Origin of the sequence: Neisseria yangbaofengii (assembly GCF_014898075.1) — a bacterium.
Taxonomy (GTDB): Bacteria; Pseudomonadota; Gammaproteobacteria; order Burkholderiales; family Neisseriaceae; genus Neisseria; species Neisseria yangbaofengii.
Genome location: NZ_CP062976.1, coordinates 710,677 through 733,480 on the forward strand (window position 1 = coordinate 710,677; position 22,804 = coordinate 733,480).

Here is a 22,804-nt window from a genome sequence, read left to right on the forward strand (position 1 = left end):
GCAAAATGCAAAAGGCCGAGGCTTTTGTAAAACTCAATTTGAACTAACAAAACTGTGTTTGTATTCGCCTATGCCGGAATGACGGCTTAAAGATTTCTGGAAATTTATAGCGAATCCACTATACAAGTTTTGCAAAAGCCGCAGGCCGTCTGAAAGAATGATGTTTTTCAGACGGCCTGCGGAGATTGGATTAAGCCAACTGTTTTTCCAGTCCGCCCAATACTTTGTAGCATTCAATCACGCTTTCGACGCCGGAATTCGGCTGGCGGCCTTCGCGGATGGCGGCGAAGAATTCGCGGTCCTGCAGCTCGATGCCGTTCATCGATACGGCAACATTGCTCACGTCAACCGGCTCTTCTTTACCGTTTACCAAATCGTCGTAGCGGGCGATGTAGGTGCCGTTGTCGCAGATGTAGCGGAAGAATGTGCCCAATGGGCCGTCGTTGTTGAACGATAGCGACAAGGTACAAATTGCGCCGTTTTCGGCTTGCAGTTGAATCGACATGTCCATGGCGATGCCCAGTTCAGGGTGTTTCGGACCTTGGATGGCGTTGGCTTTCACCACTTTGCTGCCGGTTTGGTATTGGAACAGGTCAACGGTGTGCGCAGCGTGGTGCCACAGCAGGTGGTCTGTCCATGAGCGGGCTTCGCCTTTGGCGTTGGTGTTGGTGCGGCGGAAGAAGTAGGTTTGCACGTCCATTTGCTGGATGTTCAATTCGCCGGCTTGAATTTTGTTGTGCACCCATTGGTGGCTTGGGTTGAAACGGCGGGTGTGGCCGACCATGGCAACCAAGCCGGTTTCTTTTTGCACGCGCAACACTTCTTCAGCGTCCGCCCAAGAATCGGCCAACGGGATTTCCACTTGGACGTGTTTGCCCGCGCGCAGACATTGCAGCGTTTGTTCGGCGTGCAATTGGGTCGGGGTGCACAAAATCACGGCATCGACTTCAGGCATGGCCAAGGCATCGGCCAATTCGGTGGTGGCAAAACCGATGCCGTATTTTTCGGCTACGGCTTTGGTTTTTTCCAAATCACGGCTGATGAGCGCTACGACTTCGACATCGGGAATGTTTTTGATGCCGTCAAGGTGTTTTTCGCCGAATGCACCGGCACCGGCCAGCGCGACTTTGATGGTTTGTGCCATAATCTATCCTTACTTTTTAGAAAATGAGTGGGGAAGGCCGTCTGAAAGATTCAGACGGCCTTGTCATGATATTACTTCTTAGGTGCTTCCAAAATCAGGTGGCCGACAGCGGTATTCGAGGCCGGAACATGATAGAAGCGGTGTTTCACGATTGGCTCTTCGCCTTCGTCGCACATGGCGGCGCGGGCAATCAGCCACATCACTAATTCAATGCCTTCCGAACCGGCTTCACGCACATATTCGACATGCGGTTTTTTCGCCAATTCTTTCGGGTCGGCAATCAGATCGTCTAAGAACCGGTTGTCCCATTCTTTATTGATCAAGCCGGCGCGCGGGCCTTGCAGTTGGTGGCTCATGCCGCCGGTGCCCCAGATGTGGACGTTTAAATCTTCGTCGTAGCTTTCGACGGCTTTTTTGACGGCTTTGCCCAAATCGTAGCAGCGTTGGCCGCTCGGTACCGGATATTGCACCACATTCACATGCAGCGGAATCACTTTCACCGGCCATTTTTCCATATCGCCGAACATCACGGTCAGCGGCACGGTCAGGCCGTGGTCGACTTCCATTTCGTAGCACAAAGTCAAATCGAAACCTTGCTCGATTACCGAGTGCGCCAAGTGCGAAGCAAAATTTTGATCGCCCGGCACATTCGGCACAGGGCGGCGGCCCCAGCCTTCGTCGGCGGGTTGGAATTCTTCGTTCATGCCCAAGGCGAAGGTCGGAATCAGGTCGAAACCGAAATTGTTGGTGTGGTCGTTATACACCAAAATAATCACGTCGGGATTATTTTCTTTTTGCCATTCTTTGCTGTATTCGTAGCCGGCGAATACCGGTTTCCAGTAGTCTTCGCCGGTTTTTTTCAAATCCCAAGCCACACCGACAGCCGGAATGTGGGAAGTGTAAACGCTTGCGGTAATTTTAGCCATGCGGGTCTCTCCGGTTGGGGTTATTGGTTTTCTTGTTCGTGTAAGTAGCGGTTGCCTTCGATGCTGCGGCCGCCGTTGATCATCATGTTGCGGTATTCTTCTTCGCTCATGCCGGTCATGCTGCCGGCCATTTGCTGGAAGGTCAGGCCGTCGGTGGCGCCGATTTTGGCCAACACGTAAATATTGCCGCCCAATTCCATGCAGCGGTTCAAATCACGCGCCATCACGGCTTGCTTTTGCTCTTCGCTCATCGGCCATTCGTCGAGATAGGCGCGTTCGTCGGCTTTGAAACGCTCGCGGTTGGCGGCAGAACGCAGCGACATGCAGAATTGGTTGAGGTGATATCCCTTGCCGGCCTGTTCCGAATCGAAAATGAGGGTGCCGGGAATGTCTTTGTAAGGCTTGTCCAATGCCATGATATGGTCTCCTTTGTGAAATGTTTCAGACGGCCTGCCGATATTCTTGTGTTTTTGAATATAACGCGTCCGCTTGGCGGGTGTAACAAGAGGCCGTCTGAAGAGATTAAGCTTGATATTCTTCCGGCCAGTATAAACGCATCGGATTATCGACCAACAGTTTTTGGCGTTCGACTTCGGTCGGAGCGATTTGTGCAACCCAATCAACCAGCAAACCGTCATCCGGCATGTGGTCTTTTAAGTTCGGGTGCGGCCAGTCGGTGCCGAACAAGACGCGGTCGGGGAATTCCTGCATCAGGCGGCGGGCAAACGGTACAACGTCGGTGTAGGCGTTTTGTTCGCCGTCGAGTGCTTTCGGGCCGGTGTTACTCAGGCGTTCCGGGCAAGACAGTTTGCTCCAGAAATTCCCGTTTTCGCGCATGAGTTTGACAAACAATTCAAAATCGCCGCCGTGGGCAGGTTGGGCAACGTCAGGGCGGCCCATGTGGTCAACGACCACGGTAGTCGGCAGCGACGTGAAGAAATCGTAGTATTCGGCCAAATCGGCGGCTTCAAAATAAATCACGATGTGCCAGCCCAAAGGTGCGATTTTGCCGGCAATGGCGCGCAAGGCTTCTACCGGTGCGGTATCGACCAAGCGTTTCACAAAGTTGAAGCGCACGCCGCGCACACCGGCTGCATGTAAGCGTCGCAATTCTTCTTCCGTCACATCGGCTTTCACCGTGGCTACGCCGCGGGCTTTGTTACCGGCGGTTTCGAGTGCATCCACTAAGGCGCGGTTGTCGGTGCCGTGGCAGGTGGCCTGCACAATCACGTTTCGCTCAAAGCCGAGCAAATCGCGCAAGGCAAACAATTTTTCTTTGCCGGCATCGCAAGGAGTGTATTTGCGCTCGGGGGCGTAGGGAAATTTGTCGCCGGGGCCGAACACGTGGCAGTGGGCATCGACTGCACCTTGCGGCAATTGCAGTTTGGGCTTGGACGGATTAGGGTAAAAATCCAACCAGCCCGGTGTTTTTTCAAATGTGCTCATGAAGTTCTCCTAAATGAGGCTGTCTGAAAATTTCAGACGGCGTTTTTCTTTTAGTAAGGCAGGCCGACGTAGTTTTCTGCCAAGGTTTTGGCCGCGTTTTCGGTCAAATTCAATTGGTTGAACTCTGCTTCCTGTATTTTCCGTTCGAAATCGTCGCTGTCGGGGAAGGTGTGCAGCAGCTTGGTCATGTACCAAGAGAAACGCTCCGCCGCCCACACGCGTTTCAAGCAGCGATCGGAGTAGCCGTCAATGCCTGTGTTGCTTTGATTGCGGTAGTAATCGTCAAAGGCATCGGCCAAACATTGCACGTCACCCGCGGCCAGATTCAGGCCTTTGGCACCGGTCGGCGGCACGATGTGCGCGGCATCGCCTGCTAGAAACAAAGATTTGTAGCGCATAGGCTCGCTCACGAAGCTGCGCAATGGGGCAATGCTTTTTTCCAAGCTCGAACCGGTCACCAATTTGGCAGCGGTTTCGGCCGGCAGGCGGTTTTTCAATTCTGTCCAGAAACGCTCGTCTGACCAATCTTCTACTTTGTCGGTCAGCGGCACTTGCAGGTAATAGCGGCTGCGGGTGTTCGAGCGTTGGCTGCACAACACGAAACCGTTGTCGTGTTTGGCGTAAATCAATTCGTCGGAAACAGGGGGCGTGTCGGATAACAAGCCCAACCAGCCGAATGGGTACACGCGTTCGTAAGATTTCAACACATCGGCCGGAATGCTTTGGCGCGATACGCCGTGGAAACCATCGCAACCGGCGATGAAGTCGCAATCCAAGCGGTGTTCTCCGCCGTCTTTGGTGTAGGTGACATAAGGCGCGGCGGTGTCGATGCCGTGCAGGGACACGTTGTCGGCTTCGTAAACGGTCACGCCGCCGGTAGCTGCGCGGGCATCCATCAAGTCGCGGGTGACTTCGGTTTGTCCGTACACAACCACGTTTTTGCCGACTTCTTTTTCAAAATCGATGCGCACATGCCGGTCGTTGAACAACAATTCCACGCCGGTATGCACCAGGCCTTCTTTGTGCATGCGCCCGGCAGCACCGGCTTTTTCCAAACCTCGCACGGTGGTGTGTTCCAATACGCCGGCACGAATGCGGCTCAATACATATTCGCCGCTTTTGCGCTCTAAAATCACATTGTCGATGCCGTTTTGATACAGCAATTGGCCGAGCAGCAAACCCGACGGGCCTGCGCCGATGATGGCAACTTGGGTTTTCATGGTTTTCTCCTAATCTTGATTCAGTCGCTAAATCTCAATGTATGTTCAGACGGCCTTAGGAAAGGTTGCGTACTTTGGCCGCTTTTTTATATTTGATATGAAAATGCAGGTGTGCCGGTGTTTCAGACGGCCTGTTTTTATTCAGGCCGTCTGAATGCGTTGGCGGCTTAGTCGATATACTTCAAACCGGCTTTTTCCAAGCCTTCGCGCATTTTGTAGTAATCCAAGCCTAAGATGCCGTTGGCGAAGATTTGGCGTTTGTCGTCTTCATTGGCTTCGCGTTTTTCTGCGGCATCGGCAATTTCCATTGCGCGCCCGGCCGGAACCACAACCACGCCGTCGATGTCGGCCACAATCACGTCGCCCGGGTTTACCAAGGCACCGGCGCACACGACCGGCACGTTTACCGAACCCAAAGTGGCTTTGATTGTGCCTTTGGCGTGGATGGCTTTGGAAAATACCGGAAATTCCATTTCGGTCAAATCCGCCACGTCGCGCACGCCGCCGTCGATAATCAAACCTTTGCAGCCTTGTGCTTTGAATGAAGTGGCCAGCAGGTCGCCGAAAAAGCCGTCGGCATTGTCGGAAGTACAGGCGGCAACGGCGACATCACCCGGTTGCAATTGTTCGGCGGCAACGTGCATCATCCAGTTGTCGCCCGGTTGCAGCAAAATGGTTACGGCGGTACCGCAGATTTTCGCGCTCGGATAAATCGGGCGCATGTAAGGTTTCATCAGGCCGATGCGGCCCATGGCTTCGTGAATGGTGGCGCTGCCGAAGCGCGACAGTTTTTCCACGGTGGCGGGTTCGGCTCGTTTGATGTTGCGTTTCACCACGCCCAATTGGTTCAGATATACGTCGGTCATGTTTACAGTCCTTTCGCTTTCAGGCGGGCATCCAAGCGCGGGAACACGCGGCGCGCGTTGCCTTCGTAAATTTGGTGTTTGTCGTCGTTGGAAATATTGGCCGCTTCGATGTAGCGTTTGGTGTCGTCGAAGTAGAAGCCGGTGCGCGGATCGATGTCGCGTACGGCGCCAATCATTTCGGATGCAAACAAGATGTTTTTGTTCGGCACCACGTCCAACAGTAAATCGATGCCCGGCTGGTGGTACACGCAGGTGTCGAAGAAGATGTTGTTCAACAAATGCTCTTCCAATTCCGGTTTTTTCAATACCATCGCCAAGCCGCGGAAGCGGCCCCAGTGGTAAGGCACCGCACCGCCGCCGTGCGGAATCAAGAAGCGCAGGGTCGGGAAGTCTTTAAACAAATCGCCTTGCAGCAATTGCATGAATGCGGTGGTGTCGGCATTCAGGTAATGCGCACCGGTGGTGTGGAAACAGTTGTTGCATGAAGTGGAAACGTGAATCATGGCCGGAATGTCGTATTCGACCATTTTTTCATAAATCGGATACCAGTATTTGTCGGTCAGCGGCGGGGAAGTCCAATGGCCGCCCGATGGATCGGGATTCAGGTTGATGCCGACGTTGCCGAATTCATTGACGCATCGTTCCAATTCGGCGATACAGGTTTCAATCGGCACGCCCGGGCTTTGCGGCAACATCGCTACCGGCACGAAATTGTCGGGGAAGAGTTGCGATACGCGGTAGCACAATTCGTTACAAATCGCGGCCCAAACGGACGACACTTCAAAATCGCCGATGTGGTGTGCCATAAAGCTGGCGCGCGGTGAGAACAGGGTCATGCCGGCACCGCGCTCTTTCATCAGGCGCAATTGGTTTTTCTCGATGGTTTCGCGCAATTCGTCGTCGCTGATTTTCAATTCGCCGGCTTTCGGCATTTGCGAAGGGTTGCCGATGGCGGCGATTTGTTTGTTGCGCCATGCTTCGAGCGAAGGCGGGGCGGTGGTGTAATGGCCGTGGCAGTCGATAATCAGGCTCATGGGTGGGCTCCTTGATGATTTTTTATGGGGTAAACAGGTCGTCTGGGTTAAACACAAGTTATTTGCCTCTTAAGGTAGGATAACTTGGGTTAAATTTAAGCCAAATGAGATAAATATTTAATAAAAACAAAATCTTATTCTATTGAAAATTTATCTAAATAGAACTTTTTTTCTTTTTCATTATCCCCTGTTGTGGAATTAAGATTAGTTTTTTCAAATTCCTTTTCCTTTTCAATTCTTTTTCATTAAGGAGAATCACAATGAAAGTTTTAACTGACCAAGATTTAGAAAATATCCAAGGTGGATTCGGTCCTATCGGTGCCGTCGTAAGTGCTGCTGGCGGAGCAGCCGGCTACTTGGTAGAACAGCAGAGCAGTGGGAGCAAATTTTCACCTACCGCGCTAGGGACTTATGTATTGGGCGGCGCGGTTGCGGGCGGAACCGCAGGCCCCTTGGGGGTTATTTGGGGGTTTAACGGTGCATTGGCCGGAGGCAGTGTACGCGGAGTTGCTGCATGTCAAGGCCGGTAATGTATAGTTCTATTAAAATCAAGGCATTGCTGAATATCTTATTAATAGCAGGATGGCTGGTTTTACAGTACTTTAATAGTAAAATCAACAAGGCGGCCTCAGGGGATCTGATTCTGTTGTTCGCAACCATTGCACTTTGGTTTGCAAAGAATCCCCAAACAAGTAAGCAGAAAACTTTTCTCATACTGGCTTATTGCTCTGCGTTTATCTGTTATCTCCTAATCTATTTAGCAGGACGATACGGCATATAAATCCCATTCATAACCGACGGTGGAACGAAAGTTCCGCAAAAATATTGCAACTGTTTTCAGACGGCCTGAAGGTTGGTAAAGGCCGTCTGAAAACGGTTTAACTGCTGCCGTAGATTTTCTGCTTCATTAGCAGACATACGGTCATAATTAATGAGGGAATGGCGAGAATCATGAAAATACTTACAAAATCCAGTTTCCAAGCAATCAGCTGGCCGGTGAGGAAAGTGCCGGCAATCGCACCGAAGCGGCCGATACCCAACATCCAAGATACGCCGGTAGCGCGGCATTCGGTCGGATAGAATTTGGCAGCCAATGCAGGCAGGGAGGTTTGCGCAGTGTTTTGCATCACGCCGGCGAATAACACCACCGCAATCAGCATACCCAAGCCCTGTCCCAGCGACCAGCCGATACAGGCCACGGATACCGCGGTCAAGAAAGACAGGAATGCAATCAATCGGTTGCCGTTGAAGCGGTCCATCAAGTAGCCGCTGGCAATCGCGCCCAAGCCGCCCAAGGCAAACAGACCGGAAATACGCGGGCCCAGTTCGGGCGGCATATCCGCTTCTTTAAACAATACCGGCATCCAGTTGATCATGGCGTAGAAAATAATCAGGCCGCTGAAGTAAGAGAGCCACAGCAAAATCGAACCGGCGCGGAAGTGGCCGCCCAACACCATCGCCATCGGGTTACCGGTTTTCTGTCCGGCATTTTTTTCAGGCAATACAAACACGGCATTGCTCAAATCGGCTTTCGGATTAATGCGTTGCAGGATTTTGCGCACCTTCTCGGCAGGTTGCTTTTTAGACACCAAAAACGAAGCCGAACGCGGCATGATGAAAATCATCAATACGCCCAAAATCAAAGGCAGTAAACCGCACCACAGCATCGCCGTGCGCCATCCGTATTCCGGAATGATAAACGAAGCAAAGAAACCGCCCGCAGCCGCCCCCACCGGGAAGCCGCAATACATGGTATTGAGGATTAACGAGCGGTTGTGATCAGGGCAGTATTCAGACAGCATCGCCACCGCATTGGGCATTGCCGCGCCCAGACCCAGGCCGGTAATGAAGCGCAAAATGGTCATCTGCGTCAAATCTTGGGCAAAAGCCGAGGCCACGCAGAAGCCGGAAAAAATCAAAACAAAAACAGTAAGGACGATTTTACGGCCGAATTTATCGGCCATGGGGCCGGAAGTCATTGCGCCGATGGCCAAGCCGAACAGTGCCGCGCTCAATACCGGTGCCAACCGGCTTTTTTCAATGTCCCATTCTTCCAAAAGGCTCGGTGCGACATAGCCGATGGCCGCCGTGTCCATGCCGTCAAAAAAGGCAATCAGCAGGCAGATGATAAAAATCATCCATTGATAACCGGAAAATTTATTTTCATTTAAGAAGTTTTGCACATTAACCGTGCGGCCGGTGGTTTCCATGAGTTTCTCCAAATGGTATTGAGTTACCTTGTAATCATTAGAAACCTAATGATTTATAGGTATGTTTTTGTAATTCCATTATTATAGATAAAGCTGTTAAGTTAAAGTGTGTAACCTTTCTAAGAGGTATAACAAAAATGTATAACTAAAAGGCCGTCTGAAAGTAAATCCGCTATTTCAAAGCAGTGTTTATAGCAAAAATGGATAGATAAAACATAAGAGCTATAATCAAAATGATATGGTTTATATGAATGAATTCACTAAAATAGCAGTATGTTACACATGATTACAGAGGTGGAAACCATGCAGCAGCCAGCACGCCGGATCATTGCCGATTGGCAGTGCGATGTATTAATTGCCGGAAGCGGAGCGGGCGGATTGTCGGCAGCGGTGACGGCCGCGTATCATGGTTTGGCTGTCTTGGTGGCCGAACGTGCCGCTACTTGCGGCGGCGCAACGGCGCGTTCGGGCGGCTGGGCTTGGACGCCGGGCAACGCTTTTGCCAAGGCCGACGGCGTCAACGAGCCGCGCGATGATTTCCGCAGCTATCTCAAAGCCGTGATTGGCGGGCAGGATTACGATCATGAGCGCATTGAAATGTTTTTGGAAAACGTGCCGCACATGGTCGGCTTTTTCGAGCACAAAACGCCGCTGAAATTCACGCCCGGCAAGAAAATTTGTGATATTTACGGTAATCTGCCCGGTGCCGGCACCGGCCATCGTTCGGTGGCGGCGACGCCGTTTTACGCCAAATCGCTGCCGAAACATCTGCTGAACATTCTGCCTGATCAATACAAAATGACTTCGTTTTGGGGTATGGGCATCATGGCGGGAGAGGATTTGGGGCATTTTCTCAACGCCATGAAAAATCCGCGGAGTTTTTTCCACGCAGCCAAACGGTTTTCCATTCATGTGTGGGACAAAGCCGTACACAAACGCAATATGCAGATGGTAAACGGCTTGGCGCTGATTGCCAAGCTGGTGCAGGCTGCCGATGAAAAAGGCGTGCGCATTGAAGTGAATACCGCCATCAAGGAACTGATTGGAGATGAAAACGGCCGAATTGCCGGCGCTTATCTCGAAACACCGCAAGGCTTGGTGCGCGTATCGGCGGCCAAGGGCGTGATATTGGCCACCGGTGGCTATCCGGCCAATGTCGGGCGGCGCAAAAATTTTCCGCGCAACCCGAGCGGCGAAGAACATTGGACGCTTGCACCGCCGGAAGCGGACGGTGCCGGATTGGCATTGGCCGAAAGCGCGGGCGGTTATTTAGACGATTCCGGGCGCTCACCGGCGGCATGGTGTCCGGTTTCGCTGGTGAAATTCAAAGACGGCAGCGAAGGCGTGTTCCCGCACATTGCCGACCGCGCCAAGCCGGGCATCATCGGCGTATTGAAAAACGGCAAACGCTTTGTCAACGAAGCCAACGGTTATTACGACTATGTGACAGGTATGCTCAAAGCCGTGCCGGAAGGCGGAAAAGTCGAATCGTGGCTGATTGGCGACAAACGCGCCGTGCGCAGCTATATGTTCGGCTATGCCAAACCGCGGCCGATTCCGCTGCAGATTTACACCGATTACCTGAAATGCATTACCGAGGCCGATACTCTGGATCAACTGGCGGAAAAGTGCGGTATTGATCCTGTGGGCTTGATGACCACGGTAGCTGAATTTAATCAAATGGCCAAAGCGGGGAAAGATGTTGATTTCGGCCGCGGCGACACGCCGTTTAACCGTTCCGGCGGCGACAGCTCAACCGGTTTTCCCAATCCGTCATTGGCACCTTTGGGCAAAGGCCCTTATTACGCGGTGAAAGTGCAGGTTGGATCATTCGGCACATTTGCCGGTATCGCGGTGGATGCGTGGTCGCGTGTGTTGCGTCCGGACGGCAGTGTGGCGGAAGGTTTGTATGCTGTGGGTCTGGATCAGAAATCCGTGTTCGGCGGCAATTATCCTTGCGGCGGCATCAATATCGGTCCCGCGTTGACATTCGGTTATGCCGCTGCCCGCCACATCGCCGGCGTGACCGCTTATGAGGACGACGGCAGCAGCTTCCCATCGGCAGATTATCAAGGCAGTTTTTAAGATGAGGCCGTCTGAAAACCTGGTTTCAGACGGCCTGACAACCATTTCCCAACAAAGGAGCAAACAATGAACAAACGCCTAATCGGTATGGCGCCTTTGAGCGTATTGGGCACCGAGCCGGTGGATTTTATCCGAGCCGCGGCGAAAACCGGTTTCGATTTCATCGGCTTGCGCACCCGTCCGGTGACCGCCACCGAAAAAGACCTGAATCTGTTGCACCATAATCCGCGCATGAAAGAAGTATTGGCGGCCTTGAAAGACACCGGCATGAAAGTGGCCGATACCGAATTTTTAGCCATCGATGAACACGTCACGCCCGATGTTTGGCTGCCTATGCTGGAAGCTGCCGCGCAATTGGGTGCGCAAAGCCTGACCACCACCATCACCGATCCTGATTTGGCACGCGCCACTGATGTGATGGGGCGCTTGGTCGGAGATGCCGAAAAATCCGACATCATCATTACCTTAGAGCCGATTTCTTATCAAACGGTCAAACTCTTAACCGAAGCGGTGGATGTGGCCGGGCAGACCGGCTGTCGGGTATTGTTCGATACGCTGCATTTTCACCGCGCATTCGGCGAGCCGGAACACATCATTCCTGCCTTGCCGTATTTGGCCAATATGATTCAATTGTGCGACGGCGTGCTGGCCGAGCGTGCGGATACACGCGAAGGCTTGATTGAAGAATCGCGTGCCAAACGTGGCGTGCCGGGCGAAGGCGATTTCAAACTGGTCGAATGCGTGGCTTTGTTGCCGGAAGACATGCCGGTAAGCATTGAAGTGCCGAATCCGAAATTTGCCGAATTGGGCTTGGAAGGCTATCTGCGCCATTTGAAAACGGCGGCGGAAAACGTGCTGGCGCAGGCAGCGGTATTGCGCAAATAGGGATTGGCATCAACAGGAAAGGCCGTCTGAAAAATATTTTTCAGACGGCCTTTTAAGATGTGCAATCAAAACATACAGGCGTGTTCAGACGGCCTGTTTGTTTTTACGGCTTAGAATTTGAAACTGAGCGAACCGAGAATGCTGCGGCTTTGGCCGTAGTAGCAGTAGTTGTCGCAGGCAGCGATGTATTTGCGGTCGCTTACGTTGTCGATGTTGAGCTGTGCTTCCCAGTTTTTGGCGAAACGGTAGCGGGCAAACAGGTCGAATACGGTGGAAGACGGTACTTTGCCGTTGGATACCAGCGAGTAGTCTTTGGAAGTGTAGCTGGTGCCGACGTAGCGTACGCCTGCACCGAGCGACAGGCCGTCGAGTTTGCCGCCGGTGAAGCTGTATATGCCGCGCAGGGAGGCGGTGTGTTTCGGCATCAGGGGCATGCGGTAGGCGGAGCCTTGGGCGGGATCGGTTATGCTGCTCAGGTAGGCGTAGGCGAACTGGCCGCTCAGGTTGTCGGTCAGGTTGGCTTCGGCTTGCAGCTCTATGCCTTTGCGTTTAATCGGTTCGTCGCTATTGACGGTGGCTCCGGTGTTGTTGGAAACCAGCGCGCCTTTGTCGCGTGCTTTGAACAGAGCCAGAGATGCGGAGCCGTCTATCAGGGAAGGAATGTATTTCACACCGATTTCGTATTGTTCGGTGGTGCTGGATTTGTATTGCGTGCCGTTGCCGCTGATGCCGGTCGGCAGGATAAATGCTTCTTTGTAGGCCAGATAAGGATTCAGGCCGTAGGGGGCGTAGTACATCAGCGAGCCGGAGTAGGCGGTGTTGTTGGCTTTGACGGTATTGCCGCCGAGGGTTTCTTCGCCGCGTGCTTTGTCGTGACGCAGCCCCAGCGTGATGCCGACGGTATTAAACAGTTTCATGCTGTCTTGCAGGTACAGGCCGAGCTGTCGTGATTTGATGCCGATCGGGGTGTGCGGGTTGGTTTGCGCTTGGCCATAGGAGTCTGCCGGACGGTACACGTTTACGCTGCTTGCGCCGCCGAACAGGTCGTAGAAGCCTTCGATTTTTTGCTGACGGTAGTCGATGCCTGCCAGCAGGGTGTTGTCGATGGCATCGTTTTTAAAACGCCAGCTGAAACGGTTGTCGATGCTGTGGCTTTTGGCCGTGCCGTCGTTGAAAACCACGCCGCGATACAGCGAGTAATTGTTGGCCGCGCTCAATGTGGTAATGCCGGATGCGCCGTAAACGTTCGGGTAGATGTAGGTGCCGCGATGGTGGTTGCGGACGTTTTGATAACGGTAGTTTTGGCTGAATGTCATGCCTTTGCTGAAATCATGGCTGAATTCATAACCGATTGATTTGGAATTATTTTCTTCTTTGTCCTGTGATGGGTCGCCCAAGTTGTTGCTGCGCGGAATAGTGCCTAGGCCGGTGGGAACGAGCGTGCCGCTTTGGGGCAGGAAGTTCGAGCTGGGCGTTCCTTGGTCTTTTTGGATGCTGGCGAGCAGGGTCAGACGGGTGCGGTCGCTGAAATCGAAGGCTAGCGAGGGCGCGAAGTAGTAGCTTTCGTTGTAGGTGCGCTGCCAATCGCCGTCGGCACGTTTGTATGAACCGACCAAACGGTAGCGTGGGGCTTGGTGGCCGCCGAGTTTGCCGGTGTAGTCGGCGGCGATGCCGCGTTGGTTGCCGGTGCCGACATGGGCTTTGATTTCACCGTGGCCGACTTGTGACTCGTGGGGGCGTTTGCTGATGTAGTTGACCAATCCGCCTGCGTTCGACGCGCCGTAGGTAAGGGCATCGGCACCTTTGGTAACTTCGACTGCTTCAAGGCCGAAGATATCGATGTGGGGGGTAAAGAAGCCGTATTCGGTCATCGGTGCGCCGTCAACCGATTGGCTGGCTTCTGCGCCGCGGATGCGGAACCAGTTGGTGTTGGTGTCCGAACCGTAGGGCTGGTTGGTAAAACCGGCTTGATAGCGGCCGAGTTCGTCGGCTTTTTCCACGCCTTCTTCGCGCAGAGTATCGGCGGAAATGTCAACGGCAGACTTGGCTTGGCGGAAGGGAACGCCCGACAGTTTGTTGATGGAGCCGACAACCCGTACGGTATCCAGTTCGACCTGTTCCGCAGCGGGAGCCGCTTCGTCGGCGGCAAAACCGTGGCTGTATGCGCCGATAATTGCGGCAGCCAGCAGGCTGCGGGTAAAGATTTTGTTTTCCATGATTTTCCTGAAAGAAAAATTAAGAGAAATGTTATTTGTAATAATTATCAAATAACTGGTCGGCGGATTATAGCAAAGTCCGTGCTTCATACGCAATTTATGTTATTTGAGAACGATATATTGAAGAATTGGCCACAACTCAATAGGGAAACGGGTGTGATTGGAGAACCGTCCGAAAACGGTAAAACAGGTTTTCAGACGGCCTGAGACCTTTATATATTTATATATAAAACTTAACTTAAACCAAAAAATTTATGCCTGTCATTCCCGCCTGCCGGGGAATGACGTAAACCTGTTTTCAGGTTTGACCTGAGTTTTACAAAGGTCCCGGCCTGATTGGCGGTAAGGCCGTCTGAAAATCAGGCGGATTACATTTTGCGCATCACGGCCATAAAGTATGCGCCGCCAATGAGGGTGGCGGTCAGACCGGCGGGAATTTCGTAGGGGTAGAGCATTTGGCGGCCGAGCCAGTCGGCGGCAGTCATCACGGCAGCTCCGATGAGGGCCGCGGCAAGCAGTTGCTGTTTGGGCCGGCGTGCGCCCATTAAAAACGCCAGATGCGGAGCGAGCAGGCCGATGAAGCTGAGCGGGCCGATGAGCAGGGTGGCAGAAGCGGTCAGCACGGCACTGAGCAGGATTAAGGCGGTTCGTGCGCGTGCCACGTTTACGCCCGCAGCTTGGGCGACGGTGTGGTCGAGCGACAGCAAACCGAGCCAGCGGTGCAGCGGCAGGGTGGCGGCGGTGAGCAGCAGGGCGAATGCGCTGACGCTTAGGGCAGATTGTGGAGTGGCCTGATAGGTGGAACCCGACATCCAGATCAGCAGCTGCTGTATGCGGAAGTCTCCGCTGGCCGTCCAAATGCGGATAACCGCATCGGAGAGGGCTGCCAATGCCATGCCTGTGAGCAGCACCTTTTCCGGCTGCAAACCGTTTTTCCGGTTGAGAAACATCAAAACACCGAGCGACAGCAGCGCGGAAAGCACGCCTGCCAACCAAAAGCCGAGGCTGCCCGAAGCGATGCCGAACAACAGCATGGCCGCCATCGCGCCGAGCGCAGTGCTCGAGCTGATGCCGAGCAATTCAGGGCCTGCCATCGGATTTTGCGTGAGCCGCTGCAACAGCACGCCGACCAGCGCGAGAATGCAGCCGGTGGCGGCCGCCAGCAGTACGCGCGGGTAGCGGAACGTGAAGAACACGCTGTCGAAGGTGAAACCGTTGTCGTCGCGTCCGGCAAAGAGTGCGAACAGCAATACGGCGGCCGACAGCAGCGGCAGCAGGCGGAGCAGCGGCGATGCGCAGAGTGTGGCGGTAAGGTGTCCCGAGGCCGTCTGAACGGGGCGGGACGGCGCTTTTGCCATCAGCCACAGCAACAGGGGGGCGCCAATCAGCGCAGTAACCGAACCGGCGGGCAGATCGGCGGCGGTATAGTGTTTCAGCAGCACCAGTGCGTTGTCGGTAAACAGCAGCAACAGGCCGCCGAAAACAAACGATGCGGCCAAACGCGCCCGCAGGGTACGGATACCGGCCTGACGCACGGCAGCGGCGGCAGCCAGTCCGGTAAAGCCCATCATGCCGACATAAGCCACCACGTTCGCGCTCAGAAAAGCGGCCAGCGCAAGCGCGGCAAGGCGTACTTTTTTAACCGGAATGCCCAGAGCCTCGGCCTGCGTATCGCCCAAACCCATCACGGACAAGGGTTTGAGCAGCAGCAGGCACAGTACGGCTGCTGCCGCGGTGAGCCACAGCATATGCAGCGTATCGTGCCAACTGTCCTGCATCAGCGAACCTGCGCCCCACTGCATCACGCCGCGCGTTTCTTCGCTGAAAAACAGCATCAGGATGCCGGTTACCGCGCCGAGATAGAGGCTGACCACCAGTCCCGACAAAATTACGGTCAGCGGCACCAAATCCCGTCGGGCAGACAGAAAAAACACCGCAGCCAATGCCGCCAACGAACCGGCCAGCGCAATCAGCGGCGTGCCGTGAAGCAGCAGGGCAGGGGCGAAAACGGTCGCCAACACCAATGCCGCCTGTGCGCCGCTGCCCACGGCCAGTGTGCTGTCGGCCGCCAGCGGATTGCGCATCACCTGCTGCATCAGCGTGGCGGCCGCTGCGGTACTGCCGCCGGCAAGCAGAGCCATCGCCATGCGCGGCAAGGTGTTCTGCTGCACGGCCAGCGCGTCGAGCGGCAGGCTGTCGGCGGCGGCGAAGAGTTGCGCGGGCGGCAGATGCCATTGCAGCCGCAAAATCCACAGCGAACCGGCCAGACACAGCAAGGCGGGCAGAATGAACCAGAGGGAAGGCCGTCTGAAAAAAGGGTTTACCATGGCTGTTCTTCCTTTTCAGACGGCAGTTGCGTCATCAGCTGCTCGGCAAACAGCCGCATCGAGGGTAACGCGCCGTAACTCCACACCGGTGGCAGAATGCGGCGGTGGCGCGGTTCGGCAAACGGCAGGCGTTGCCACAACGCGCTTTTTTCCAATGTACGGCGCGTGTTTTGCGGATGCGGTTTGACAATCAGCAAAACGGTTTCAGACGGCAGTTTGGCCAGTTCCGCGATGCCGATATTGGCAAAGCCCCATTGCCCCGACTCGCCCGTCCAAGCATTTTTCATGCCGACTTTGTCCATCACGGCCTGAAACATCGAGGTTTTGCCGTAGATGCGCAGGTGGCGGCCGTCGGTGAACTGCACGACTGCCAGCGGCCGGTGCTTGAACGCCGCCAGTTGCCGACGGGCTTGGGCAAACGTGTGTTCGGTGTCGGCAATCAGCTTTTCAGCCGCCGCCGTGCTGTCGGTCAATGCCGCCAGTTTGCGCGTTGCCGCCAGCGTGTGGGCGTAGTTGATGCCTTCGGGGGCGGCAAAATCGATTTCGTACACGGGAGCGATTTTTTCGAACTGCGGCTTGGCTGAGGCGTACCACGGTGATTGCACGAAGAAATCGGGTTTGATTTGGTGGAGGCGTTCGATGTTGGGCTGGAAACGCAGACCGGCTTCGCGCACGGAGGAAGGCAGCGGCGGATGGTTGACCCAGATGTCGTACACGCGGCGGTCGGCAACCGATACGGGCGGACGTTTCATGGCGGTCAGCGTTTCGGCGACGGTCCAGTCGGAAGTGGCCACGCGGGGCGCAGCGTGAGTGCCGGGCACAGCAAACAGCAAGGCGGCGGACAGCAGGGTTTTGAGGCCGTCTGAAAAAAGGGTTCGGATCATAAAAATCATCGGGAAAGGCCGTCTGAAAAAATAGGCTGCACGGTGGCGGCGGTTTTCAGACGGCCTGAAAACGGTTGGAGGAAACATCGGGCGGTTGCCGGTAAGAAACGGGTTTCAGGGCAGAGCGACAGGGCGGCCGCTTGCGGGGTGGGCGATGATGTTCATGTCCACGCTGTAAATGTCTTTCAATACCTCGGCGGTCATGATTTCAGACGGCCTGCCGGTTTTCAGCAGCCTGCCCTGTTTCAGGGCAATCAGTTCGTCGCAGTATTGTGCCGCCAGATTGATGTCGTGGATGACAATGATGATGCCCAAATGCAGGCTGCGCGACAGTTTGCGAACCAGTTCCATCACGTCGATTTGATGGGCGATGTCGAGTGCGGCCAGCGGTTCGTCGAGCAGCAGGTAGCGGCTTTGTTGCGCCAGACACATGGCCAGCCAGACGCGCGAGCGTTCGCCGCCAGACAATACGTCGATCAGGCCGTCTGAAAACCGTTCGGTGTGGGTCAGCCGGAAGGCTTCTTCCACCGCCGCGCGGCCTTGTTCGCCGTTGCATCCGAGCAGGCCGGTCCAGGCGTAACGCCCCATTTCAACCAGTTCTCGGGCGGTGAGGGATGTGGATTGCGGCAAATGCTGCGGCAGGTAGGCAACCTGTTTGGCATAGTCGCGGGCGGAGTAGGCGGACAGCGGCCGACCGTCCAGCAGGATTTCGCCTGCGTCGGGACGGTGTTGGCGGGTCAGGAGTTTGAGCAGGGTGGATTTGCCCGAACCGTTGTGGCCGATGAGGCCGTATACTTTGTCGGTTTCGAAATTCAGATTGATGCCGGACAGCAATTTGCGGCCGGGTACGCTGAATGCGGCATTGCGGATTTGGAACACGGATGGGTTTCCTGTAGGAGCGGCTGAAAAGCAGCCGTTATCGGCTGTGCTGTGCAAATTATAATAATTCTTGTTTGTTGGGGCAAATAAAAGGCCGTCTGAAAATGTACGGGCATTTTCAGACGGCCTTTTGATGCGGCCGGACAAAACGGTACTTTTTTTGCAGGCGGCTTCAAAGTTACGCCTGATGCAAAACCGGCTGCTTATTCCCGCTGCCGTTTCCAATACAAATCCTGCGCCACCAGGCGTACGGGAGCATTGGCGGCGCCGTATTGGTCGTAGCCGCCGCGGCGTTCGCATATTTCAAAGAAAAAGCGGTTTTCGATCAATTGCGAATAAGCATGCAGGAATTCGCCGCCGTTGCCGTCGGCATCATAGAGCAAATGATGTTCGCGCAGGCGGTCGAGGAAATCGTCGGCCAAACCGAATCGTGCCTGCAAATCGTCGTAATAGTTTTGCGGGATATCGAGCAGGTTGGCGCCGTTTTGGCGCAGGAAGGCCACGGTTTCAAAAATATCGTCGCTGGCAAAGGCAATGTGTTGCAGACCGGCACCTTTGTAGTTGGCCATCGAACGCGATACCAAAGTGTTTTGGTTGTCGGAAATGTTCAACGGCAGACGGATTTGGCCGTTTGGGCTGCGCAACACACGGCTTTTCATCAGGCCGTAAGGGTCGGGCAGGGTTAAGTCGTTTTCAATGTCGAATCCGAATAATGCGGCGAAATGCAGCGTCCAGCGATCCATCATGTCGTTGGGCACACCATAAGCGGTGTGGTCGATGCGGCTGAGTTTCGGTTCGCCTTGGAATTTGGTTTTGTGGAAATCGATGCTGTAAATGTCGCTGTCGACAAAATACTGCAAACCGCCATTGGGCGAGCGGATGGCGTGGACATGGCGCTCGTTCGGGCCGACTTTGCCTTGGTAGAAAATATTGCCGTATTCGATGGCGCGCCGATACATGGCTTCGGCATCGCTGACTTTATACGCAGCCGCGCAGACCGATGTGCCGTGTACGTTGAAAAAGGCATCGGCCAAAGAATCCGGCTCGGCGTTGAGAATCAGGTTCACGCCGCCGTGTTGGTAGAGCGAAACGTTTTTGCTTTTGTGCAGGCCGGTTTTTTGGAAGCCGAATTGGCGCAGGATATTGTCCAAACGCTGGGCGCCGGCATCATTGACGGCAAATTCGACGAAATCGGTGTCTTGAAATTCGGGCGCGGCGGGCGGGGTGAACAATTCGGCGGAAACGGTCAGGTTTTGCTGTTTCAGACGGCCTGCGGCTTGCTCTTCCAAATACAGCAGCGAGCGGATGGCATCGGATGCGGTCGATACGCCCGGCGCGGCGCGGAATTTGTCGTTGAACACTTCCAGCGACAACGGGCCGGTGTAGCCGTTGGCAATGATCGGCGTGAGAAATGCGGCCACGTCCAAATCGCCTTGGCCGGGGAAATTGCGGTAATGGCGGCTCCATTCGAGCACATCCATTTTCATCAGCGGCGCATCGGCCAATTGCAGGAACACGATTTTTTCCGGCAGAATTTCGTTCAGACGGCTTAAATCATCATTGATGGAAAGGGTGTGGAAGCTGTCGAGAATAATGCCCAAATTAGGGTGATCGACTTGTTTCACCAAATCCCAAGCGTGGCGGTAAGAGAAAACGTGTTTGCCCCAAGCCAAGGCTTCGTAGCCGACTTGCATATTGTGTTTCGCAGCGATTTCGGCCAGCTTGTGCAAATCATCGGCGATCAGGGCATCGTCGGTGCCGGTGTCGGGCAAGACATTGCTGCATACGAGCAGGCGGTCGGTACCGAGTTCGGCCATCAATTCGAATTTGCGTTCGGCGCGGTTGAGCTGCTGCGCCAATTTGTCGCGCGCTCCGCCTTCAAAATCGCGAAACGGCTGAAACAGCATGATTTCAAGATTCAGGTCTTCGCACATTTTGCGGATGTCGGCAGGCGGGCCGTTGAAATACAGCAAATCGTTTTCAAAAATTTCCACGCCTTCAAAGCCGACGGCGGCAATGGCTTGCAGCTTTTCGGGCAGGGTGCCGCTTAAAGATACGGTGGCGATACAGTGTTTCATGATGTGGCTCCGTTGGCCGCATGGGCGGCGCGGGTGATTGGGGAAATATGCCGGTTTTGCCGCTTGGGTCGAATCTTGTTGAAAGGCCGTCTGAAAATCCGGTTTCAGACGGCCTATTTTAACGGCTTATTCCGACACGCTCAAATTTCAGTGCCAGGCTGGTTGCGGTACAGGATGTATTTGATGGTTAACGACACGGCGATCAGCAAAGCCGGTACGGTCAAAGCCATCGCAACGGTTGAGAAATTCCAGCCCGCGTTCAACATCCATGCGCCGGCAAATGCAGAAATAATCGCACCGGTGCGGCCGATACCGTGCATCCAGCTGTTGCCGGTCGCGCGGGCGCTCAATGGGAAGAAGTTGCTCGACAGAGCGTTCATACCGGTGCCGCCGCCGTTAAACGCTGCGCCGATGTAGAACGAAGTGATACACAGCAGCAGATATTCCGCGCCCAAGCTGCTCATAAATACCAATACTGCTGCGCCGCTGATGTAAGAGAGTGCCAATACGCGGTGTGGCTCGAAGCGGTCCATAAACCAGCCCAACATAATCGAACCCAACGGGCCGCCCAATTGGAACATAGCCGAAATAATCGACGCCTGCGCCGCGGTCATGCCGGATTCTTTAATCATGGTCGGCATCCAGCTGCCCAACAGATATACCAAGAACAAATGGCTGAAGTAAATCACCCACAGCAGCAAAGTGCCTCTGGCGTAGTGTCGGTTCAACACGGTTTTAATTGGGTTTTCATTGCTTTGTACTGTTTGCGGTTGCGGAATGAAGAAGGTCGATTGCCCGGTGGTGCTGCCCGGGGCGCATTGTTCCACGATTTTGCGGATTTCTTGGCGGTCGGCGCCTTTGTGCACCATATACGCCAGCGATTCAGGTAGTTTGAAAATCATAAACAGGCTCAACAGAATCGGCACAATCCCGCCAAAATAGAAGACGCTCGGCCAGCCCCAGTGCGGAATCATCCAAGCTGCCAAAAAACCGCCGCCTGCCGCGCCGACGGTAAAACCGGCAAACACGATGGTTACCAACAGCGAGCTGCGGTGTTCGGGCGAATATTCTTTGGCCAAGGTCGCCACCATCGGCATGATGCCGCCCATGGAAAAGCCGGCGATGAAGCGGAAGGCAATCATGTGCCAAATCTGCGTAGCGAAAGCCACCAACAGCGTAAACAAGCCGAAAATAAACACGCTTGCAATCAATACTTTGCGGCGGCCGAAGCGGTCGCCCAACGGGCCGGCGGCCAGCGCGCCGAAGGTCAGGCCGAATAGGGCGGCACTCAATACCGGTGCCAAATCGTCATTGGACAAATTCCAAGCTTCTTTCAGGCTCGGGCCGACAAAGCCCATAATTACCACATCGAAGCCGTCCATGACCACAATCAGGAAGCAGAGGAAAATCACCAATTTTTGGTAGGTGCTCACGCCGCGGCTGTCGAGCAGCTCGCGGACGTTGATTTCATGATTTTGCGACATTTGGTTTCTCCTTATCAATCGCGTTTTTCTTATCAAACCGTGTTGCATCGGTTTTCAGACGGCCTTGAGGTAAAGAGAGGCCGTCTGAAACCGTCAATACTGAATACGCGCCACTTCGCGCAGGTGCTCGGCAGTGGTGGCCGGCAGGCCGAAATATTCCAAGTAAACCGGAATCTGCTCAAACAGCATATCGGTGCCGGCTTGGATCACGCAGCCTTTGGTTTGGGCGGCGGCCAAAAATGCCGTGATTTCGCTTTGCAGCACCACGTCGGCGGCAAACGCTTCCGGCGCAATGCGCGCCACATCGACCGGCATCGGATCGCCTTCATGCATCCCCATCGGCGTAGCGTTCGCCACCAAATCAAAACCTTGCGGATCGTTGCTGCCGGTTTCGACGATTAAATCGGCATAGTGCTGTTTCAGACGGCCTGCCAACGCTTCGGCTGCTGTTGCGTTGACATCAAACAAAGCCAAACGCGCCACACCTGCCGCGGCCAAAGAAGCCGCAATCGCGCAGCCTACGCCGCCGCTGCCGACTACCAAAGCCGCTTTGCCTTCCGGTGCAAAACCTTTGCGGCGTACACTGCGCACAAAGCCTTCGCCGTCGAACATATCGCCCTCCAGCCTGCCGTCCGCACCGCGGCGCACGGCATTGCACGAACCGGCGATTTGCGCGGTCGGTGTCAATCGGTCGACCAAATCAATGGTGGCCACTTTGTGCGGCATGGTTACCAGTGCGCCGATGACGTTTTCGCAGGTGAACACGCTTTTCAGAAAATCAGGATAAACCGGCGCTTGCGACGAAAACGGCACCACCAGCGCATTGATGCCGGCCGCTTCGAAATAAGGGTTGTAAATCATCGGTGATTTGAAGGTTCGGGTGGGGTAGCCGATGTGGGCAATGACTTGGGTAGAGCCGTTGATGTTCATGAAGCTTCTCCTTTTGTTTTGAGTGAAATTCGGTTTTTTTTTTTCGGATTCTTTCAGACGGCCTTATTTATATCGATACTCGGGCCGTCTGAAAAAAATAGAATCATAAACCTAATCTGTGTTTAGCGGTTGTTTATTTTTGAATATTCCAACCAAGGCCGTCTGAAAAAGAAAGATTGAAGCCTTTGCA

Annotated in this window: 18 protein-coding genes; 3 read left to right on the plus strand and 15 right to left on the minus strand. The window is 54.4% G+C overall.

From position 1 onward, the window contains the following. Positions 1-190 precede the first annotated feature (190 nt). The 7 genes from H4O27_RS03520 to H4O27_RS03550 all read right to left on the minus strand — a co-directional run bounded on the left by H4O27_RS03520 (position 191) and on the right by H4O27_RS03550 (position 6,636). Positions 191-1,144 carry a Gfo/Idh/MocA family oxidoreductase gene (locus tag H4O27_RS03520; protein WP_193004330.1) on the minus strand — a complete coding sequence of 318 codons (954 nt, stop codon included), beginning with the start codon at positions 1,142-1,144 and terminating at the stop codon, positions 191-193. 71 nt (positions 1,145-1,215) lie between these two features. Beyond that, positions 1,216-2,070, minus strand: a complete 855-nt coding sequence (locus tag H4O27_RS03525) for a class III extradiol dioxygenase subunit beta (protein WP_165009607.1) — start codon at positions 2,068-2,070, stop codon at positions 1,216-1,218. Between the two features lie 20 nt (positions 2,071-2,090). Next, the gene (gene ligA, locus H4O27_RS03530; protein ID WP_165009605.1) at positions 2,091-2,486 is read right to left on the minus strand and encodes a protocatechuate 4,5-dioxygenase subunit alpha; all 396 of its coding nucleotides are present in this window, start codon (positions 2,484-2,486) and stop codon (positions 2,091-2,093) included. Between the two features lie 106 nt (positions 2,487-2,592). Further along, the gene (locus H4O27_RS03535; RefSeq protein WP_165009603.1) at positions 2,593-3,516 is read right to left on the minus strand and encodes an amidohydrolase family protein; all 924 of its coding nucleotides are present in this window, start codon (positions 3,514-3,516) and stop codon (positions 2,593-2,595) included. 50 nt (positions 3,517-3,566) lie between these two features. Beyond that, the gene (gene pobA, locus H4O27_RS03540; protein WP_165009601.1) at positions 3,567-4,736 is read right to left on the minus strand and encodes a 4-hydroxybenzoate 3-monooxygenase; all 1,170 of its coding nucleotides are present in this window, start codon (positions 4,734-4,736) and stop codon (positions 3,567-3,569) included. 167 nt (positions 4,737-4,903) lie between these two features. Further along, on the minus strand, positions 4,904-5,602 hold the full coding sequence (ligK, locus tag H4O27_RS03545) for a 4-carboxy-4-hydroxy-2-oxoadipate aldolase/oxaloacetate decarboxylase (RefSeq protein ID WP_165009599.1): 699 nt from the start codon (positions 5,600-5,602) through the stop codon (positions 4,904-4,906). Positions 5,603-5,604: 2 nt separating this feature from the next. Further along, a complete protein-coding gene (locus H4O27_RS03550) occupies positions 5,605-6,636 on the minus strand; it encodes an amidohydrolase family protein (RefSeq protein WP_165009597.1) in 1,032 nt (343 codons plus the stop codon). Between the two features lie 260 nt (positions 6,637-6,896). Between H4O27_RS03550 and H4O27_RS13565 the strand changes: the two genes are divergently transcribed. Then, complete coding sequence (locus H4O27_RS13565) at positions 6,897-7,166, plus strand: class IIb bacteriocin, lactobin A/cerein 7B family (protein ID WP_165009595.1); 270 nt, start codon at positions 6,897-6,899, stop codon at positions 7,164-7,166. 348 nt (positions 7,167-7,514) lie between these two features. Here H4O27_RS13565 and H4O27_RS03560 read toward each other — a convergent pair whose 3' ends face one another. Beyond that, the gene (locus H4O27_RS03560) at positions 7,515-8,846 is read right to left on the minus strand and encodes an MFS transporter (protein WP_165009594.1); all 1,332 of its coding nucleotides are present in this window, start codon (positions 8,844-8,846) and stop codon (positions 7,515-7,517) included. Between the two features lie 273 nt (positions 8,847-9,119). Between H4O27_RS03560 and H4O27_RS03565 the strand changes: the two genes are divergently transcribed. Both H4O27_RS03565 and H4O27_RS03570 read left to right on the plus strand, forming a co-directional pair. Continuing rightward, positions 9,120-10,931 (plus strand): FAD-dependent oxidoreductase, encoded by a 1,812-nt coding sequence (locus tag H4O27_RS03565; RefSeq protein WP_206224760.1) that lies wholly within the window; start codon positions 9,120-9,122, stop codon positions 10,929-10,931. Positions 10,932-10,997: 66 nt separating this feature from the next. Continuing rightward, complete coding sequence (locus H4O27_RS03570) at positions 10,998-11,816, plus strand: sugar phosphate isomerase/epimerase family protein (protein WP_165009592.1); 819 nt, start codon at positions 10,998-11,000, stop codon at positions 11,814-11,816. Positions 11,817-11,926: 110 nt separating this feature from the next. Here the strand turns inward: H4O27_RS03570 and H4O27_RS03575 are convergent, their stop codons facing one another. The 7 genes from H4O27_RS03575 to H4O27_RS03605 form a co-directional block, all read right to left on the minus strand. After that, positions 11,927-14,032 carry a TonB-dependent siderophore receptor gene (locus H4O27_RS03575; protein ID WP_165009590.1) on the minus strand — a complete coding sequence of 702 codons (2,106 nt, stop codon included), beginning with the start codon at positions 14,030-14,032 and terminating at the stop codon, positions 11,927-11,929. Positions 14,033-14,400: 368 nt separating this feature from the next. Next, complete coding sequence (fhuB, locus tag H4O27_RS03580; RefSeq protein WP_165009588.1) at positions 14,401-16,359, minus strand: Fe(3+)-hydroxamate ABC transporter permease FhuB; 1,959 nt, start codon at positions 16,357-16,359, stop codon at positions 14,401-14,403. Further along, positions 16,353-17,330, minus strand: a complete 978-nt coding sequence (locus H4O27_RS03585) for an ABC transporter substrate-binding protein (RefSeq protein ID WP_226883422.1) — start codon at positions 17,328-17,330, stop codon at positions 16,353-16,355. Before H4O27_RS03585 ends, fhuB begins: the two co-directional genes overlap by 7 nt. Before the next feature lie 27 nt (positions 17,331-17,357). Beyond that, positions 17,358-18,122 (minus strand): ABC transporter ATP-binding protein, encoded by a 765-nt coding sequence (locus H4O27_RS03590; protein ID WP_165009586.1) that lies wholly within the window; start codon positions 18,120-18,122, stop codon positions 17,358-17,360. Between the two features lie 203 nt (positions 18,123-18,325). Continuing rightward, positions 18,326-20,200: a bifunctional sugar phosphate isomerase/epimerase/4-hydroxyphenylpyruvate dioxygenase family protein gene (locus H4O27_RS03595; protein ID WP_165009584.1), complete on the minus strand. Its 1,875-nt coding sequence runs from the start codon at positions 20,198-20,200 to the stop codon at positions 18,326-18,328. Positions 20,201-20,340: 140 nt separating this feature from the next. Then, the gene (locus H4O27_RS03600) at positions 20,341-21,684 is read right to left on the minus strand and encodes an MFS transporter (RefSeq protein WP_165009582.1); all 1,344 of its coding nucleotides are present in this window, start codon (positions 21,682-21,684) and stop codon (positions 20,341-20,343) included. A gap of 93 nt (positions 21,685-21,777) precedes the next feature. Continuing rightward, positions 21,778-22,614, minus strand: a complete 837-nt coding sequence (locus H4O27_RS03605) for a shikimate dehydrogenase family protein (RefSeq protein WP_165009579.1) — start codon at positions 22,612-22,614, stop codon at positions 21,778-21,780. Positions 22,615-22,804 lie beyond the last annotated feature (190 nt).

Bases quoted from the DNA above. Each gene is read 5' to 3' on its own strand.
- H4O27_RS03520 (WP_193004330.1), bottom strand. From the start codon at position 1,144: ATGGCACAAACCATCAAAGTCGCGCTGGCCGGTGCCGGTGCATTCGGC.
- H4O27_RS03525 (WP_165009607.1), bottom strand. From the start codon at position 2,070: ATGGCTAAAATTACCGCAAGCGTTTACACTTCCCACATTCCGGCTGTC.
- ligA (WP_165009605.1), bottom strand. From the start codon at position 2,486: ATGGCATTGGACAAGCCTTACAAAGACATTCCCGGCACCCTCATTTTC.
- H4O27_RS03535 (WP_165009603.1), bottom strand. From the start codon at position 3,516: ATGAGCACATTTGAAAAAACACCGGGCTGGTTGGATTTTTACCCTAAT.
- pobA (WP_165009601.1), bottom strand. From the start codon at position 4,736: ATGAAAACCCAAGTTGCCATCATCGGCGCAGGCCCGTCGGGTTTGCTG.
- ligK (WP_165009599.1), bottom strand. From the start codon at position 5,602: ATGACCGACGTATATCTGAACCAATTGGGCGTGGTGAAACGCAACATC.
- H4O27_RS03550 (WP_165009597.1), bottom strand. From the start codon at position 6,636: ATGAGCCTGATTATCGACTGCCACGGCCATTACACCACCGCCCCGCCT.
- H4O27_RS13565 (WP_165009595.1), top strand. From the start codon at position 6,897: ATGAAAGTTTTAACTGACCAAGATTTAGAAAATATCCAAGGTGGATTC.
- H4O27_RS03560 (WP_165009594.1), bottom strand. From the start codon at position 8,846: ATGGAAACCACCGGCCGCACGGTTAATGTGCAAAACTTCTTAAATGAA.
- H4O27_RS03565 (WP_206224760.1), top strand. From the start codon at position 9,120: ATGTTACACATGATTACAGAGGTGGAAACCATGCAGCAGCCAGCACGC.
- H4O27_RS03570 (WP_165009592.1), top strand. From the start codon at position 10,998: ATGAACAAACGCCTAATCGGTATGGCGCCTTTGAGCGTATTGGGCACC.
- H4O27_RS03575 (WP_165009590.1), bottom strand. From the start codon at position 14,032: ATGGAAAACAAAATCTTTACCCGCAGCCTGCTGGCTGCCGCAATTATC.
- fhuB (WP_165009588.1), bottom strand. From the start codon at position 16,359: ATGGTAAACCCTTTTTTCAGACGGCCTTCCCTCTGGTTCATTCTGCCC.
- H4O27_RS03585 (WP_226883422.1), bottom strand. From the start codon at position 17,330: ATGTTTCCTCCAACCGTTTTCAGGCCGTCTGAAAACCGCCGCCACCGT.
- H4O27_RS03595 (WP_165009584.1), bottom strand. From the start codon at position 20,200: ATGAAACACTGTATCGCCACCGTATCTTTAAGCGGCACCCTGCCCGAA.
- H4O27_RS03600 (WP_165009582.1), bottom strand. From the start codon at position 21,684: ATGTCGCAAAATCATGAAATCAACGTCCGCGAGCTGCTCGACAGCCGC.
- H4O27_RS03605 (WP_165009579.1), bottom strand. From the start codon at position 22,614: ATGAACATCAACGGCTCTACCCAAGTCATTGCCCACATCGGCTACCCC.